Below are 16,594 nucleotides of genomic sequence, written 5' to 3' on the forward strand. Positions count from 1 at the left end.
CCGAACTCAGCAGTGAAACGATGCATCGCCGATGGTAGTGTGGGGTTTCCCCATGTGAGAGTAGGTCATCGTCAAGATTAAATTCCAGAGCCCCTGTTTGCTAACGCAAACAGGGGCTTTGTTTTGGGCGGTCGAAAACATTCCGGTCACCACCGTTTCAGTCGGCTTGCCTCACTTGCAGCCTGCGGCCGCCTTCAATGCTAAAGTCGCTGCCTCGATTTTGCTTTTCCCAAGGAAGCCGTTATGCCGGATGCGACGTCCCTCAGCGCTGGATTCATGGTGGTTCACGGCAACCGCCTGGACGAGCTGCGCAGCCTGGTGGTCAGCTGGATGCGCCGCTATCCGCTCGCGCCCTTGGAAAACGAAATCGCTCTGGTACAAAGCAACGGCATCGCCCAATGGCTCAAGTTAGCCCTGGCCGAAGACCCAGAAGACGACGACATGGGTGGTTGCGGCATCGCTGCGGCAATCGACGTGCAACTGCCCGGCAGCTTCATGTGGCAGCTCTATCGCATGGTCCTGGGCCGTGACGAAATCCCGCCCAAGTCCCTGCTCGATAAAGCGCCTCTGACATGGCGCCTGATGCGCCTGCTCCCTGAACTCATCGATCAACCGCACTTCGAGCCGTTGCAGCGCTTCCTTACTCACGACACTGACCTGCGCAAACGTTATCAACTGGCTGAACGCCTGGCCGACCTGTTCGACCAATACCAGGTCTACCGTGCCGACTGGCTGGAAGACTGGGCTGCTGGTCGCCACCAATTGCGTAACGGGCGAGGCGAATCCAAGCCCCTTAATCCCGCAAACTGCTGGCAGGCCGAATTGTGGCGTGCGTTGCTGATCGACGTCGGTGAGGAGGGGATGGCCGAAAGCCGAGCCGGTGTGCACCAGCGCTTTATTGAACGCATCAATACCCTTGAACAGGCGCCCGCAGGCTTACCATCCCGAGTGATTGTTTTCGGCATTTCCTCATTGCCTGCGCAAGCCCTTGAGGCGCTCGCCGGCTTAGCGAGGTTCAGCCAAGTCTTGCTCTGCGTGCACAACCCTTGCCGTCATCACTGGTCCGACATCGTTGCCGACAAGGACCTGCTGCGTAATGAATACAAACGCCAAGCGCGCAAAGCCGGCATGCCGGTCACCATCGATCCGCAAACCCTGCACCAGCACGCCCACCCGCTGCTGGCCGCTTGGGGCAAACAGGGCCGTGACTACATCAGCCTGCTGGACAGTTACGACGACCCCAACAGCTACCGCGCCGCCTTCCGTGACGGCCGCATCGACCTGTTCAGTGACAGCGAGCCCACCACGCTGCTCAACCAGTTGCAGGATGACATCCTCGAACTGCGCCCACTCAACGAAACGCGCGAGCTATGGCCGGCCGTCGATCTAAATAACGACAGCTCCATCCGCTTCCACATCGCCCACAGCGCCCAACGCGAAGTGGAAATTCTCCACGACCAATTGCTCCAACGTTTCAGTGCCGACCCGACACTGCGCCCGCGCGACATCATCGTCATGGTCCCTGACGTTGACAGCTACGCGCCGCACATTCGCGCCGTGTTTGGCCAACTTGAGCGAAGCGACCCACGCTTCATTCCCTTTACCCTTACCGACCAAGGCCAGCGCGGCCGTGACCCTCTGCTGATTGCCGTCGAACACCTGCTCAAACTCCCGGACAGCCGCTTCCCGGTCAGCGAAATCCTCGACCTGCTCGACGTCCCCGCCTTGCGCGAACGTTTTGCCATCAAGGAGCGTGACCTGCCTACGTTGCACCGCTGGATCGAAGGTGCGGGCATCCGTTGGGGCCTCAACGCCGAGCAACGCGCCGGCCTCGGCTTGCCGCATGAGCTGGAACAAAACAGCTGGCGATTTGGCCTGCGCCGCATGCTGTTGGGTTACGCCGTCGGCACCGGCGTCGCCTGCGACGGCATCGAACCCTACGATGAAATCGGCGGCCTCGACGCGGCCCTGATCGGCCCGTTGGTCTCCTTGCTCGATGCGCTAAACGACGCCCATCAGGCCTTGTCTCAACCGGCAGCGCCCCATGAGTGGGGTGAACGCCTGCAACGCCTGATGCAACTCTTCTTCCTGCCCAGCAGCGAACACGACGACTACCTCTTAGGCCAACTCGAACAACTGAGAGAGGACTGGCTGGAAACCTGCGAGTCCGTCGGCCTGCAGGACGAGTTACCCCTCACTGTAGTCCGCGAGGCTTGGTTGGCCGGCCTGGACCAGGGCCGCCTGTCCCAGCGCTTCCTCGCCGGAGCTGTCAATTTTTGCACCCTGATGCCCATGCGCGCCATCCCGTTCAAATTCGTTTGCCTGCTCGGCATGAACGACGGGGATTACCCGCGCGCGCAACCGCCGTTGGACTTCGACCTGATGGGCAGCGACTATCGCCCCGGCGACCGTTCACGCCGCGAGGACGATCGCTACCTGCTGCTCGAAGCCCTGCTGTCCGCCCGCGACCAGCTCTACATCAGTTGGGTCGGCCGCAGCATCCGCGACAACAGCGACCGGCCGGCCTCGGTACTGATCGGCCAACTGCGAGACCATATCGCCAGCGGCTGGCACAACGCACACCAGCAAGAATTGCTGGAAGCAATGACCCAGGAACACCCGCTCCAACCCTTCAGTGCGCGTTATTTCCATGAAGGCGATGCGCTCTTCAGTTACGCCCGCGAGTGGCAGTTGCTCCACGAGGCACCCGAGGTTCCAGTTAAAGACCACGAACTGGCAGAGCACCAACAGGAAGAACCTCTGAGCCTCGGCCAGTTGCAGGATTTCCTGCGCAACCCGGTCAAACACTTCTTCAGTCAACGTCTGAAAGTGTTCTTCGAAGCCGCCGAAGTACCGCTCGCCGATGAAGAGCCCTTCGTACTCGACGCGCTGCAACGCTACAGCCTCAGCGACAGCCTGCTGAACGCCGCACTGACCCAGCCCGATCATGTGGATCAAGCACTCAACGCCCAGGCCCTGCGCCTGCAAGGCAGCGGCCTGCTGCCCATGGTGGGTTTCGGCGAGTGCCTGCGTAACGAACTGATCGAGCCGCTGCCCGATTTGCTGCAACGCTACCGCCACTTATTGGCACTTTGGCCCACACCACAAACCACCGCCGAGCCGATCAGTTTTGAGCATCAAGGCATCCAGTTGGAAGGCTGGATCAGCGGCCTGCACCGACGCAGCGATGGCGGCTTGCTCAGCGTGACCACCATCCCCAACAGCATCGGTTCGATCAAGACGCGTAAGTGGCACCGTCTGATTCGCCCCTGGGTCAATCATGTGGTGGCGTGCGCCTGCGGCCTGCCACTCAGCACCGGTTTGGTGGCGAGTGACGACACCTTGTTACTCGCCCCGCTGGATCAATCCAATGCTCGGGAAATCCTTGGTAACGTGCTGCTGGCCTGGCACACCGGCATGCGCAAGCCGCTCCCGGTAGCCGTTAAAACCGCCTTCGCCTGGCTCGGCCAAACCGATCCCGCCAAAGCCCTGGCCGCCGCAAGCAAAGCCTATGAAGGCGACGGCCTGACCACCGACGGTGAGCGCCGCGAAACCCCTGCACTCACCCGCCAATTCCCCGACTTCGCCACGCTCATCGCCAGCGAAGAGTTCGAAGGCTGGGCCGAAACCCTGTATCGCCCATTGCTCAATGCACCCTGGCGATCGCTCAACAGTGAGGAGGCCAGCGCATGATGGGTAAACCTTTAGCCCTGGCCTTCCCGCTAAAAGGCAGCCAACTGATCGAAGCCAGCGCCGGCACCGGCAAGACCTTCACTATTTCCGCGCTGTACCTGCGCCTGGTGCTTGGCCATGGCGGTGACGAAGCCGGCTTCGGCCGCGAGTTACTGCCGCCGCAAATTCTGGTGGTGACCTTCACCGATGCCGCCACCAAAGAGCTGCGCGAACGCATCCGCGTTCGGCTGGCGGAAGCCGCACGTTTCTTCCGCGACGAAATCGAGCAACCGGACGCATTGATCGCCGACCTGCGCGACCAATACCTCCCCGAACAATGGCCCGCCTGTGCCAATCGCCTGGACATCGCCGCGCAATGGATGGACGAGGCCGCCGTCTCGACCATCCACAGTTGGTGCCAGCGCATGCTGCGCGAGCATGCGTTCGACAGTGGCAGCCTGTTCACCCAAACCCTGGAAACCGACCACAGCGACCTGCTCGGCGAAGTGCTGCGTGACTACTGGCGGCTGTTTTGCTACCCGATGCACGACGACGCACTCAACTGGGTGCGCAAAAACTGGAGCGGCCCCGCCGCCCTGATGCCCCGCGTGCGTGCGCTGTTTGGCAGCGAACGGCCCACTGGCGAAAGCCGGGAGCCCGCTGAGCTGATCAACGCTTGCCTGCAAGAGCGCCGCGAAGCCTTGGTAAGTCTCAAGGCGCCGTGGCAACAATGGGCCGCCGAACTGCGTGATATCTGCCTGCAAGCCGTGGCCGCGAAAGCCGTCGACGGCCGCAAGATGCAGGCGCGTTACTTCGAGCCCTGGTTTGAAAAAATCAGTGCCTGGGCGGCTGACGAAACCCTCGAACAACTGGACATCGGCACCGGCTTCACGCGCCTGACGCCCGACGGCATGGCCGAAGCCTGGAAGGGCGAGCCGCCCAATCACCCCGGCATCGACGCCATGGCCACTCTCAAAGCCAGCCTCGATGCCTTGCCAACACCCGACGCCGCTGTGCTGCAACACGCCGCCGGCTGGGTGGGTAAACGCTTCGAAGAAGAAAAACGCCGCCGCGCCGAAATGGGCTTCGACGACATGCTGATCCGCCTCAACGCCGCCCTGCAGGCCGACGGTGGCGAACGTCTTGCCAGTGTGATCCGCGAGCAATTCCCGGTCGCCTTGATCGACGAATTCCAGGACACCGACCCGGTGCAATACAGCATCTTCGACAGCATCTACCGCATCGAAGAAAACCACCTCGACAGCGGCCTGTTCCTGATCGGCGACCCCAAGCAGGCGATCTATGCCTTCCGCGGCGCCGACATCTACACCTACCTGCGCGCCCGTCAGTCCACCACTGGCCGTCACCACACCCTGGGCACCAACTTCCGCTCCAGCCACGCCATGGTCGAGGCGGTGAACCACGTGTTCCAGCGCGCCGAAAGCGGCCGGGGGGCTTTCCTGTTCCGCGAGCCGAATGGCGACAACCCGGTGCCGTTCCACTCGGTGCTGTCCCAGGGCCGCAGGGAGCAACTGCAAGTCGATGGCCACACGTTGCCGGCAATGAACCTCTGGCACCTGCCCACCGATCAGCCGATTTCCAACGCGGTGTATCGCCAGCAACTGGCGGCTGCCTGCGCCACCCAAATCGTCGCGTTGCTCAATGGCGGGCAGCAAGGTACCGCCGGTTTCCTACACGCGGACGCCAGCTTCAACGGCGTCCTTCCGTCAGACATCGCCATCCTGGTACGTGACGGCAAGGAAGCCCAAGCCGTGCGCGCCGAGTTGGCTGCTCGGGGCGTGCGCAGCGTGTACCTGTCGGACAAAGACTCGGTCTTCGCCGCCCAGGAAGCCCACGACCTGCTCGCCTGGCTCAAGGCCTGCGCAGAGCCCGACGTCGAGCGCCCGCTGCGTGCCGCGCTGGCCTGCGTGACCTTGAACCTGTCACTGCCGGAGCTGGAGCGTCTGAATCAGGACGAACTGGCGTGGGAAACCCGCGTGATGCAGTTCCGTGGCTACCGCGCGATCTGGCGCACCCAAGGCGTGCTGCCGATGCTGCGGCGCCTGCTGCATGATTTCAAACTGCCGCAAACCCTGATCGCCCGCAGCGATGGCGAACGCGTGCTGACCAACCTGTTGCACCTCAGCGAGTTGCTGCAGCAGGCCGCGTCAGAGCTGGACGGCGAGCAAGCGCTGATCCGTCATCTGGCCGAACACTTGGCCCTCTCTGGTCAGGCCGGTGAGGAGCAGATTCTGCGCCTGGAAAGCGATGAGCAATTGGTCAAGGTAGTGACCATCCATAAATCCAAAGGCCTGGAGTACGACCTGGTCTTCCTGCCGTTCATCTGTTCGGCCAAGCCCGTGGATGGCAGTCGCCTGCCGCTGCATTACCACGACGAACAGGGCAAATCGCAAGTCAGCCTGCGGCCCACCGCCGAATTGATTGCCCAGGCCGATGATGAGCGCCTCGCCGAAGACCTGCGTTTGTTCTACGTGGCGCTCACACGGGCCAAACATGCGTGCTGGCTGGGCATTGCCGATCTCAAGCGTGGCAATAACAGCAGCTCGGTCCTGCACCTGTCCGCGCTCGGCTATTTGCTCGGCGCCGGTGCATCGCTGGGCGAGTCTGCCGGCCTGACGCGCTGGCTGCTGGATGTGCAGCAAGGCTGCGCCGCGATCCACTACGGCCATGTCCCGGACGCGCAAGACACGCTGTTTCACCCGCCGCGCAACGCAGCCACGTTGCTCGCGCCGTTGCTGCCCAAGCGCAAGGCCGCCGAAAACTGGTGGATCGCCTCTTACAGCGCATTGCGCATCGGCGACAGCATGAGCGCCGCGCCCCTCGAAGCACCGGAGAGCCCACAAGCCCAGAAGCTGTTTGACGACGAGCGTCTCGACCCCGACGCACCGCGTGAAGTGGCGGCGTCTGGTGGCGACATACACCGTTTCCCACGCGGACCAAACCCCGGCACCTTCCTTCATGGCTTGTTGGAATGGGCGGGCGAAGAGGGTTTCAACGTCACCCCCGAGGCCATCGAAAAAGCCGTGGGCGCGCGCTGTAACCGGCGCAATTGGGAAGGCTGGATCGTCACCCTCAGCGCTTGGCTCGGCCACCTGCTGCAAACGCCGCTGCCGGTGGATAACGATCAGCTCACCCTGAGCAGCCTGCAGCAGTATCAGATCGAGATGGAGTTCTGGTTCGCCAGCCACAAAGTCGACGTGCTGGCCCTCGATAAACTGGTGTGCCAGTACACCCACAACGGCGTGTCCCGCGTCGCCGCCGAACCGGTGCTGCTCAACGGCATGTTCAAAGGCTTTATCGACCTGACCTTCGAACACGACGGCCGCTACTACGTGGCTGACTACAAATCCAATTGGCTCGGCCCTGACGATTCGGCCTACACCTTAGAGGCCATGGAACACTCGATCCTCGAGCATCGGTACGACCTGCAATATGTGCTTTACCTGCTGGCCCTGCACCGCCAGCTGAAGGCGCGCCTGCCGAATTATGACTACGACCGCCACGTCGGCGGTGCGCTTTACGTGTTCCTGCGCGGCACCGAGTCGGTGAGCAAAGGCGCGTATTTCACCCGGCCGCCACGTGAACTGATCGAAGGCTTGGACGCGTTGTTCCAGGGCAAACCCATACCGCCCAAGGTTGAGCCCGCCTGGGAACAAGGAGTGCTGCTATGAGCCTGTCGCCGTTACCGCTTGAAGCGCTGATGCCGCTCAACCGCGCCGCCGACCTGCTGCAACTGCTCGAACGCTGGGTTGACCGGGGTTGGCTGCGCGCGTTGGACAAGGCTTTTGTGGGCTTCCTGCACGAACTCGATCCGCAGGCCGACCCTCTGGTGTTGCTGGCCGCGGCCTTAACCAGCCACCAATTGGGCCATGGCCATGTGTGCCTCGACCTGTTCGAAACCCTCAAAGCGCCGGATTTCGCCCTGTCGCTGCCGCCCGAAGGCGACCTGCAAACCGGCGCGATGCTGCTGCCGTCGCAGCTGCTCGACGGCCTCGACGGCGCCCACTGGTGTCACGCGCTGGCCGCCAGCCAATTGGTCGCCCTGGCGGTTGATGGCAGCGAAGCCGCGCAGAGCCGCCCATTGGTCTTGTCCGGCAAACGCCTTTACCTGCGCCGCTACTGGACGTACGAACGGCGCATCGACACAGCCTTGCGCCTGCGCCTGGCCACCCAGGAAGACATCGCCGCCGATTTGCCGCAACGCCTCAACAGCCTCTTCAACCAACCGCCGCCCGACGGCGTGATCGACTGGCAAAAGCTTGCCTGCGCCTTGGCCGCGCGCGGAGCTTTCAGCATCGTCACCGGCGGCCCCGGCACCGGCAAGACCACCACAGTGGTGCGCCTGCTCGCGCTGTTGCAGGCGCCGGCCGTGGAAGCCGGCAGCCCGTTGCGCATCCGTCTGGCTGCGCCCACCGGCAAAGCTGCCGCACGCCTCACCGAATCCATCAGCCAGCAAGTGCAGTCGTTGACCGTGCCCGACAGCGTGCGGGCAAAAATCCCGACAGAGGTCACCACTGTTCACCGTTTGTTGGGCAGTCGCCCGGGCACGCGGCACTTCCGCCATCACCTGGGCAACCCATTGCCGCTGGACGTGCTGGTGGTGGACGAAGCCTCGATGATCGACCTGGAAATGATGGCCAACTTGCTGGACGCCTTGCCGCCCCACGCACGCTTGGTATTGCTGGGCGACAAGGACCAGCTTGCCTCGGTCGAGGCCGGCGCCGTACTGGGCGATTTATGCCGCGACGCCGAAGCCGGCTGGTACAGCCCCGACACGCGCCAATGGCTGCAAGCGGTCAGTGGCGAAGACCTCAGCGCCAGTGGCCTTCACGAAGACCTCGACGCCAGCCATCCGCTGGCCCAGCAAGTGGTGATGCTGCGCTATTCGCGACGTTTTGTTGAAGGCAGCGGCATCGGCCAATTGGCACGTTGGGTCAACCAGCAAAACGCCGAAGAGGCGCGCCAACTGCTCGCCGCGCGCAGCCACGATGACCTGTTCTGCCTCAGCCTCAAGGGCGAGCATGACCACGCCCTCGAGCGGCTGATATTGGACGGGCAGGGCGGCGACGCCCAAGGCTATCGTTATTACCTTAACTTGCTGCAAAGCGCACGCCCGGCCCTCGACACCCCGCGCGAAGACCTCGCCTGGACGCACTGGGCGCAGCAACTGCTGCAAGCTTTCGACGCCTTCCAGTTGCTCTGCGCTGTGCGCAAAGGCCCGTGGGGCGTAGAAGGGCTGAACCTGCGCATCACCGCGGCATTGCGCAAAGTGCGGCTGATCGAAGGGGACGAGCAATGGTACGAAGGCCGCCCGGTGCTGATGACCCGCAACGATTACGGCCTGGGCTTGATGAACGGCGACATCGGCATCGCGCTCAAACTGCCCGAAAGCGACGGCGGCCCCCACGTGCTGCGCGTGGCCTTCCCACGTAACGATGGCCAGGGCGGCGTGCGCTTTGTACTGCCCAGCCGTCTGAACGATGTGGAAACCGTGTACGCCATGACCGTGCACAAGTCCCAGGGCTCGGAATTTACCCACACCGCGCTGATCCTGCCGGATGCGCTGAACCCGGTGCTGACCAAAGAACTGATCTACACCGGCATCACCCGCGCCAAACGCTGGTTCAGCCTGATCGAACCGCGTGGCGGCGTGTTTGAAGAAGCCGTGCGGCGTAAGGTCAAGCGCTTGAGTGGGTTGATGCTGGAATTGGACGTATCGGCTGGAAAAACTGACTGATTGGTCATGAAATATTTCTGATTCAGTCGTCTGAATTTTCTGGAAAAATAGCGGACTTCACGAAGGCCCGGCTTCGCGGGGCCTTCCGCCGCTGTGCTATCGTTGCGGCATCACCCTGAAAAACCTGAAGAGAATCGCTGCATGAACGTGGCTGTCTCGCCCACAGAGCGCAGTTTGAGCTGGAGACGCATGTTACTGGTGGCACTTCTGTGCGTGCTCGCCCCGCGAGCATTTGCCCAGGCCTCCGGCCCGGCAGACCAGCGCGCCCAGGCGGTGACGCAAGTGGTGCTCGGCATCCTCAGCTATGCACGCTGGCCGGTCGAGCCTGCGCAACTGCGCTTGTGCATCGTCGGGCCCACCCAATACACCGATGACCTGGTCAAAGGCACTACCCAGGCGACCGGTCGTCCGGTGGTGGTGCAGCGTTTGCTCGCCGATCATCCTGATATCGTCAGTGCCTGCGACGCCGTGTACATCGGCAAACTCAGCGCCGATGAACGCTCGCGGTTGTTTACCTCACTGATCGGCCACCCGGTGCTGAGCATCAGCGAAGGCGGCGACCAATGCACCGTGGGCAGCCTGTTCTGCCTGCGCGTGGGCGATGAGCAGGTGTCATTTGAGGTCAACCTGGACTCCGTCGCCCGCAGCGGCGTGCGCATTCACCCCAGCGTGTTGCAGTTGTCCCGCCGTCGAGCGCCTGCGTCATGAGAACCCCGAAAGCGCGGCCGACCTTGCGCTCGGTCATCGGTCGTGGGCATTTGATCCTGGCGTTGGTGGCCGTGACCCTGGCCAGTGTGTCCTTGACCCTGCTCGGCGTGCTGGCGCTGCGCGTGTATGCCGAGCACAACCTGCACCTGATCGCGCGGTCGATCAATTACACCGTGGAAGCGGCGGTGGTGTTCAACGACAGCGCCGCCGCCACTGAAGCACTGAGCCTGATTGCCTCCACCGAAGAAGTGGCCCAGGCCGAAGTCTTCGATGCCAGCGGCAAACTGCTGGCGCAATGGGTGCGGCCGGAAACCGGCATGCTGTCCCAGGTCGAACTGGCACTGGCGCATGCCTTGCTCGAACAGCCCATCAGCCAGCCGATCCTGCACCAGGGGCAAACCGTGGGCAGCATTCACGTGGTCGGCCACGGCGGTAGCCTGCTGCGCTTCCTGCTCAGCGGCCTGGCCGGCATCGTGATTTGCACCGCCCTTAGCGCCTGGGTGGCGTTGTACTTGGCGCGGCGCCTGCTGCAGGGCATCACCAAACCGTTGCAAAGCCTGGCCGCGGTGGCCCACGCCGCCCGTAGCGAGCGAGACTTTGACCGACGCGTGCCACCGGCGCAGATCGCCGAGCTCGACAGCCTGGGCAGCGACTTCAACGCCCTGCTCGGCGAGATGGAAGCCTGGCAGAGCCACCTGCAAAGTGAAAACGAAACCCTGGCTCACCAGGCCAGCCACGACAGCCTGACCGGCTTGCCCAACCGCGCGTATTTCGAAGGCCGGCTGATCCGCGCGTTGCGCAGCGCCGCCAAGGTCAATGAACGGGTCGCCGTGTTGTTTCTCGACAGCGACCGTTTCAAAGACATCAATGACAACTTCGGCCACGCCGCCGGCGATGCAGTGCTGGTGGCCGTCGCCGAGCGGGTGCGCGCGCAGTTGCGTGAAGATGACCTGGTGGCGCGCCTGGGCGGTGATGAGTTCGCGGTGCTGCTGGCGCCATTGCATAAAGCGGAGGATGCCCAGCGTATCGCCGACAAGATCATTGCCAGCATGGACACGCCGATCCGGGTGCCCGGCAACACCGAGGTGTTGACCTCCCTCAGTATCGGCATTGCCATCTACCCCGATCATGGCGCCACTCCCGGCACCTTGCTCAATGCCGCCGATGCGGCGATGTACCAGGCCAAACGCTTGTCCCAGGGCGGCCAGCAAACGGCGGATTCGGAGCCCACCGCCGCAAACGTTATCCACAGGAGTTGATCCCTTGTTCTCGACCGCGCGTTTCATGTTTATCACGTTACTGGTGGCATTCCTTGCCCTCGGCGGGTGCCAGACGGCCCCACCCAAAGGCCTGACACCGGCGCAAATTGCAGTCCTCAAACAGCAGGGTTTTGAACTGACTGACGAAGGTTGGGCGTTTGGCCTGTCGGGCAAAGTGCTGTTTGGCAGCGACGTTGAAAGCCTCAACAAAGCCAGCACCGACATCGTTGAACGCATCGGCAAAGCCCTGTTGGGCGCCGGCATCGAACGCGTGCGCGTCGACGGCCACACCGACGCCTCGGGCAAAGAAACCTACAACCAGCAACTGTCCCTGCGCCGCGCCAAAAGCGTGGGCAACGTGTTGACCGGTGTGGGCATGAAGGAAGAAAACATCCAGCTGCGCGGCTTGGGCAGCAGCGAGCCGGTGGCACCGAACACCACGATAGCGGGCCGCACCGAAAACCGGCGCGTGTCGATTGTAGTGATCGCGGACTGAGCGGGTTCACCCCTCTCAATCTGAAATGCCATCAAACTGTGGGAGCGGGCTTGCTCGCGAATGCGGTGTATCAGCAGCAAACAATTTAGCTGACCCACCGCCATCGCAGGCAAGCCAGCTCCCACACTGATTTGTGCCTGACGCAAAACTTCCCGCCCGCCACAGTTCAAAAATGTGGGAGCGGGCTTGCTCGCGAATGCGGTGTATCAGCAGCAAATAATCTGGCTGACCCACCGCCATCGCAGGCAAGCCAGCTCCCACACTGATTTGTGCCTGGCGCAAAATTTCCCGCCCGGCACAGTTCAACTGTGGGAGTGGGCTTGCCCGCGATGGCGGTCGTTCAGGTAATGATGTATTGGCTGATCCACCGCATTCGCGAGCACGCCCGCTTCCACCTTTATGCGCAGTGTTCGCTTAACTGCCCGGCGTCATCGCTTGCGTCAGGTCATCCACCACGGCTTTGCCCATCTCACACAGGTAATGCGCGGCCCAGGCGTATTGCTCGCCGCGCACGTCCATGGCGGCTTCCATCGCGAGTTTCTTGGAGTAAAAAAGCAGGGTGGAGGCGTGTTCCAGGGCTTGCTCAATCGGCATGCCGGCGTTGACGCGGAACAGGGGTTGTTGGTTTTCGCCGTAGTCGCCGAACGTGACGACGCCGAGGGTGGTGATGGAGGAAAGCGGTGGATCGGGGACGACTTTGCTCATGACGATTGCTCTCTGCTGAAGTAGAGCCGCCACATCACATCGCTAAACATGAAGAGGGTGGCAGCTGTGTGCAGGTTAGCGATCCGGGCCAGAGCGCATCCCGGGTAGACTCGGAAGTCTCCCGCACACAGCCGCCATAAAACGCTAAAAGCTGGCGAGCGCCAGCTAATGCTATTGGGGCAATGTCACGCCTGAAACCCGGATCGCTAAACCCGATCGCTGATGTACAGCGACCCAGGGAGGCTAGTGACCCAAACGGTAAGGCGCAATGGGGTAGGGAGTCTCTAGGAAACGTCCTGCAAATTAAAGCGAATCGTCATTGATGGCCCTTTAATCCGCGAACGTTATCTCCCGCGTTTCCCCCATCAACAACCCGGTGTTCTGCTCTGTCACCTCTCGGATGTAATCCCACAACAACGTAATCCGCTTCAACTTGCGCAAATCCTCCCGGCAATACATCCAGAACTGCCGCGTGATCGAAATCTGCTCCCCCAATACCGGCAACAACCGCGGATCCTGCGCCGCCAAAAAGCACGGCAATATCGCCATCGACCGACCCTGCTGCGCCGCCACGTACTGCGCGATCACGCTGGTGCTGCGCAAACTCGCGCTGGCGCCGGGCACTACATTCGCCAGGTACAACAGCTCCGAGCTGAACGCCAAGTCATCCACATAACTGATAAACGGATGCTCGGCCAAGTCCGCCGGGCTCTGGATGGGCGGGTGTTGGTCGAGGTAGTCCTGGGTCGCGTACAGCTGCAGTTTGTAGTCGCACAGCTTGCAGCATACATAGGGCCCGTGCTCCGGGCGTTCCAGGGCGATGACGATGTCGGCTTCGCGCTTGGACAGGCTGATGAAGTGGGGCAGGGGCAGAATATCCACCGAAATCGCCGGGTACGTGTCGACAAAATGGCTGAGCTGCGGCGTGACAAAAAAACTGCCGAAGCCTTCGGTGCAGCCCATGCGCACGTGGCCGGACAGCGCCACGCCGGAGCCGGACACCTGCTCGCACGCCATGTGCAGCGTGCTTTCGATGGACTCCGCGTAACCCAGCAAACGCTGGCCTTCGGCGGTGAGCACGAAGCCGTTGGTCCGGGATTTTTCGAACAGCAGCGTGCCTAGCGACACTTCCAACGAGCTGATGCGCCGCGACACAGTGGTGTAGTCCACCGCCAGGCGCTTGGCGGCGACGCTGGCCTTGCGGGTGCGGGCCACTTCGAGGAAAAACTTCAGGTCATCCCAGTTCAGGGAGCCCAAGGACGTGATGTTTTTTTGCATATTGGACCGGCTTTTATGTGCGTTCTTATTAGAGATTTGCACATCTATACTCCAAAAACAGTCCGAACGCCTCATTCCCAAGGCGATTCACGCGCCTTGTCTCTGCATAACTACAAGATTGGAGACCACATGAACGCTTCTGCCGACATTTCCGTGCAACAGGTCAAGTTGCTGATCAACGGTGAATGGGTCGAGTCCAAGACCACCCATTGGCAAGACATCGTTAACCCGGCCACCCAGCAAGTGCTGGCCAAAGTCCCTTTCGCCACCGCCGATGAAGTCAACGCGGCCATCGACGCTGCCCATCAAGCCTTCCAAACCTGGAAGCTGACGCCGATCGGTGCGCGCATGCGCATCATGCTCAAGCTGCAAGCCTTGATCCGTGAACATTCCAAACGCATCGCTGTAGTCCTCAGTGCCGAGCAGGGTAAGACCATTGCCGATGCCGAAGGCGATATTTTCCGTGGCCTGGAAGTGGTCGAACACGCGTGCTCCATCGGCACGTTGCAGATGGGCGAATTCGCCGAAAACGTCGCCGGTGGCGTCGACACCTACACCCTGCGCCAACCTATCGGTGTGTGCGCCGGTATTACCCCGTTCAACTTCCCGGCGATGATTCCGCTGTGGATGTTCCCGATGGCGATTGCCTGCGGTAACACCTTCGTACTCAAGCCGTCCGAGCAAGACCCGCTGTCGACCCTGTTGCTGGTGGAGCTGGCGCTGGAAGCCGGTGTGCCGGCCGGCGTGCTCAACGTGGTGCACGGCGGCAAGGATGTGGTGGATGCGCTGTGCACCCACAAAGACATCAAGGCCGTGTCCTTCGTCGGCTCGACCGCCGTGGGCACTCATGTGTACGACCTGGCCGGTAAACACGGCAAGCGCGTGCAGTCGATGATGGGCGCCAAGAACCACGCCGTGGTGCTGCCGGACGCCAACCGCGAACACACGCTGAATGCCTTGGTCGGTGCCGGTTTCGGCGCGGCGGGCCAGCGTTGCATGGCCACCTCGGTGGTGGTGCTGGTGGGCGCGGCCAAGCAATGGCTGCCGGATCTGAAAGCGCTGGCGCAAAAACTCAAGGTGAATGCCGGCAGCGAAGCCGGTACGGATGTCGGCCCGGTGATTTCCAAACGCGCCAAGGCGCGCATCCTGGAGCTGATCGAAAGCGGCGTGAAAGAAGGCGCCAAGCTGGAGCTGGACGGTCGCGACATCAAAGTGCCGGGCTTCGAGCAAGGCAACTTCGTCGGCCCCACCCTGTTCTCGGGCGTGACCACGGACATGCAAATCTACACCCAGGAAATTTTCGGTCCGGTGCTGGTGGTGCTGGAAGTTGCGACCCTCGATGAGGCCATCGCGCTGGTCAACGCCAACCCATTCGGCAACGGTACCGGCCTGTTCACCCAAAGTGGTGCGGCGGCGCGTAAGTTCCAGAGCGAAATCGATGTAGGCCAGGTCGGCATCAACATTCCGATTCCGGTGCCAGTGCCGTTCTTCAGCTTCACCGGTTCGCGCGGTTCCAAGCTCGGCGACCTCGGCCCCTACGGCAAGCAAGTGGTGCAGTTCTACACCCAGACCAAAACCGTTACGAGCCGCTGGTTCGATGACGACACGGTCAATGATGGCGTCAACACCACCATCAACCTGCGCTGATTCGGGAGACGACCATGAAGATTGCATTTATCGGCTTGGGCAACATGGGCGCGCCCATGGCCCGCAACCTGATCAAGGCCGGGCACGCGCTGAACCTGTTCGACCTGAACCAGACCGTGCTCAAGGAACTCGCCGAACTGGGCGGCACCATCAGCGACTCACCACGCGATGCCTCGAAGGACGCTGAGCTGGTGATTACCATGCTGCCGGCCGCCGCCCATGTGCGCAGCGTGTGGCTGAATGAAGACGGCGTACTTGCTGGAATTGGAAAGGGCGTGCCCGCGGTGGATTGCAGCACCATCGACCCACAAACCATCCGCGATGTCTCTGCGGCGGCGGCCAAGCAAGGTGTTGCAGTGGCTGACGCGCCGGTCTCCGGTGGCACCGGCGGCGCACAGGCGGGGACGCTGACCTTTATGGTCGGCGCCACCCCGGAGCTGTTCGCCACCCTGCACCCGGTGCTGGCGCAGATGGGCCGTAACATCGTGCACTGCGGCGACGTCGGCACCGGCCAGATCGCCAAGATCTGCAACAACCTGCTGCTCGGCATCAGCATGGTCGGCGTCAGCGAAGCCATGGCCTTGGGCGATGCGCTGGGCATCGACACCCAAGTGCTGGCCGGCATTATCAACAGCTCCACCGGGCGCTGCTGGAGTTCCGACACCTACAACCCCTGGCCGGGCGTGATTGAGACCGCGCCGTCATCGCGAGGCTACACCGGTGGTTTCGGCGCCGACCTGATGCTCAAGGACCTGGGCCTGGCCACCGAGGCTGCGCGCCAGGTCAAGCAACCGGTGATTCTGGGCGCTGTGGCCCAGCAGTTGTATCAATCGATGAGCCAGCGCGGGGAAGGCGGTAAGGATTTCTCGGCGATCATCAATAGCTATCGCAAGCCCCAGTAAAGTGCCGAGCCCGCTTGCCGTAGCAAGCGGGCTTTCTATGGCCAATGGGCTTTTTGTGGCTGGCGGACTTGTTGTGGCGAGCGGGCTTGCCCCGCGTTGGGCTGCGCAGCAGCCCCAATAAAGTCAACGCATCTTCCCAGCCAAACCGCGGTGCCTGGACCAGGGGCCG

At 62.3% G+C, this 16,594-nt stretch carries 10 protein-coding genes and 1 rRNA gene; 9 read left to right on the top strand and 2 right to left on the bottom strand.

The annotated features are described in order from the left end of the window. The 7 genes from rrf to AACV02_RS04460 form a co-directional block, all read left to right on the top strand. Positions 1-77 (top strand): 5S ribosomal RNA (gene rrf / locus AACV02_RS30845); the annotation flags it as partial. 166 nt (positions 78-243) lie between these two features. Then, positions 244-3,693: an exodeoxyribonuclease V subunit gamma gene (gene recC, locus AACV02_RS04435; protein WP_119736655.1), complete on the top strand. Its 3,450-nt coding sequence runs from the start codon at positions 244-246 to the stop codon at positions 3,691-3,693. Then, positions 3,690-7,364, top strand: coding sequence for an exodeoxyribonuclease V subunit beta (recB, locus tag AACV02_RS04440; protein ID WP_119736657.1), 3,675 nt, complete (start codon positions 3,690-3,692; stop codon positions 7,362-7,364). Before recC ends, recB begins: the two co-directional genes overlap by 4 nt. Beyond that, a complete protein-coding gene (gene recD, locus AACV02_RS04445; protein WP_119736659.1) occupies positions 7,361-9,430 on the top strand; it encodes an exodeoxyribonuclease V subunit alpha in 2,070 nt (689 codons plus the stop codon). Before recB ends, recD begins: the two co-directional genes overlap by 4 nt. A 141-nt stretch (positions 9,431-9,571) precedes the next feature. After that, on the top strand, positions 9,572-10,138 hold the full coding sequence (locus tag AACV02_RS04450; protein WP_119736661.1) for a YfiR family protein: 567 nt from the start codon (positions 9,572-9,574) through the stop codon (positions 10,136-10,138). Then, the gene (locus AACV02_RS04455) at positions 10,135-11,397 is read left to right on the top strand and encodes a diguanylate cyclase domain-containing protein (protein WP_106578169.1); all 1,263 of its coding nucleotides are present in this window, start codon (positions 10,135-10,137) and stop codon (positions 11,395-11,397) included. Before AACV02_RS04450 ends, AACV02_RS04455 begins: the two co-directional genes overlap by 4 nt. A gap of 4 nt (positions 11,398-11,401) precedes the next feature. Beyond that, positions 11,402-11,893, top strand: a complete 492-nt coding sequence (locus AACV02_RS04460) for an OmpA family protein (protein ID WP_119736663.1) — start codon at positions 11,402-11,404, stop codon at positions 11,891-11,893. A 414-nt stretch (positions 11,894-12,307) separates the two neighbouring features. On the opposite strand, the gene AACV02_RS04465 is transcribed toward AACV02_RS04460, so the two are convergent. Both AACV02_RS04465 and AACV02_RS04470 read right to left on the bottom strand, forming a co-directional pair. Beyond that, positions 12,308-12,598, bottom strand: coding sequence for a DUF3077 domain-containing protein (locus AACV02_RS04465; protein WP_106578171.1), 291 nt, complete (start codon positions 12,596-12,598; stop codon positions 12,308-12,310). Between the two features lie 330 nt (positions 12,599-12,928). Beyond that, on the bottom strand, positions 12,929-13,876 hold the full coding sequence (locus AACV02_RS04470; RefSeq protein WP_119736665.1) for a LysR family transcriptional regulator: 948 nt from the start codon (positions 13,874-13,876) through the stop codon (positions 12,929-12,931). Positions 13,877-14,005: 129 nt separating this feature from the next. Between AACV02_RS04470 and AACV02_RS04475 the strand changes: the two genes are divergently transcribed. Continuing rightward, complete coding sequence (locus AACV02_RS04475; protein ID WP_106578173.1) at positions 14,006-15,523, top strand: CoA-acylating methylmalonate-semialdehyde dehydrogenase; 1,518 nt, start codon at positions 14,006-14,008, stop codon at positions 15,521-15,523. 14 nt (positions 15,524-15,537) lie between these two features. Continuing rightward, the gene (mmsB, locus tag AACV02_RS04480; RefSeq protein WP_119736667.1) at positions 15,538-16,425 is read left to right on the top strand and encodes a 3-hydroxyisobutyrate dehydrogenase; all 888 of its coding nucleotides are present in this window, start codon (positions 15,538-15,540) and stop codon (positions 16,423-16,425) included. The last annotated feature ends 169 nt before the right edge of the window (positions 16,426-16,594 follow it).

The sequence above is a fragment of the Pseudomonas sp. Larv2_ips genome (genome assembly GCF_963879675.1).
GTDB lineage: Bacteria > Pseudomonadota > Gammaproteobacteria > Pseudomonadales > Pseudomonadaceae > Aquipseudomonas.

What these genes read in the sequence shown, in the direction of transcription:
- recC (WP_119736655.1), top strand. Translation starts at nt 244, where the DNA reads ATGCCGGATGCGACGTCCCTCAGCGCTGGATTCATGGTGGTTCACGGC.
- recB (WP_119736657.1), top strand. Translation starts at nt 3,690, where the DNA reads ATGATGGGTAAACCTTTAGCCCTGGCCTTCCCGCTAAAAGGCAGCCAA.
- recD (WP_119736659.1), top strand. Translation starts at nt 7,361, where the DNA reads ATGAGCCTGTCGCCGTTACCGCTTGAAGCGCTGATGCCGCTCAACCGC.
- AACV02_RS04450 (WP_119736661.1), top strand. Translation starts at nt 9,572, where the DNA reads ATGAACGTGGCTGTCTCGCCCACAGAGCGCAGTTTGAGCTGGAGACGC.
- AACV02_RS04455 (WP_106578169.1), top strand. Translation starts at nt 10,135, where the DNA reads ATGAGAACCCCGAAAGCGCGGCCGACCTTGCGCTCGGTCATCGGTCGT.
- AACV02_RS04465 (WP_106578171.1), bottom strand. Translation starts at nt 12,598, where the DNA reads ATGAGCAAAGTCGTCCCCGATCCACCGCTTTCCTCCATCACCACCCTC.
- AACV02_RS04470 (WP_119736665.1), bottom strand. Translation starts at nt 13,876, where the DNA reads ATGCAAAAAAACATCACGTCCTTGGGCTCCCTGAACTGGGATGACCTG.
- AACV02_RS04475 (WP_106578173.1), top strand. Translation starts at nt 14,006, where the DNA reads ATGAACGCTTCTGCCGACATTTCCGTGCAACAGGTCAAGTTGCTGATC.
- mmsB (WP_119736667.1), top strand. Translation starts at nt 15,538, where the DNA reads ATGAAGATTGCATTTATCGGCTTGGGCAACATGGGCGCGCCCATGGCC.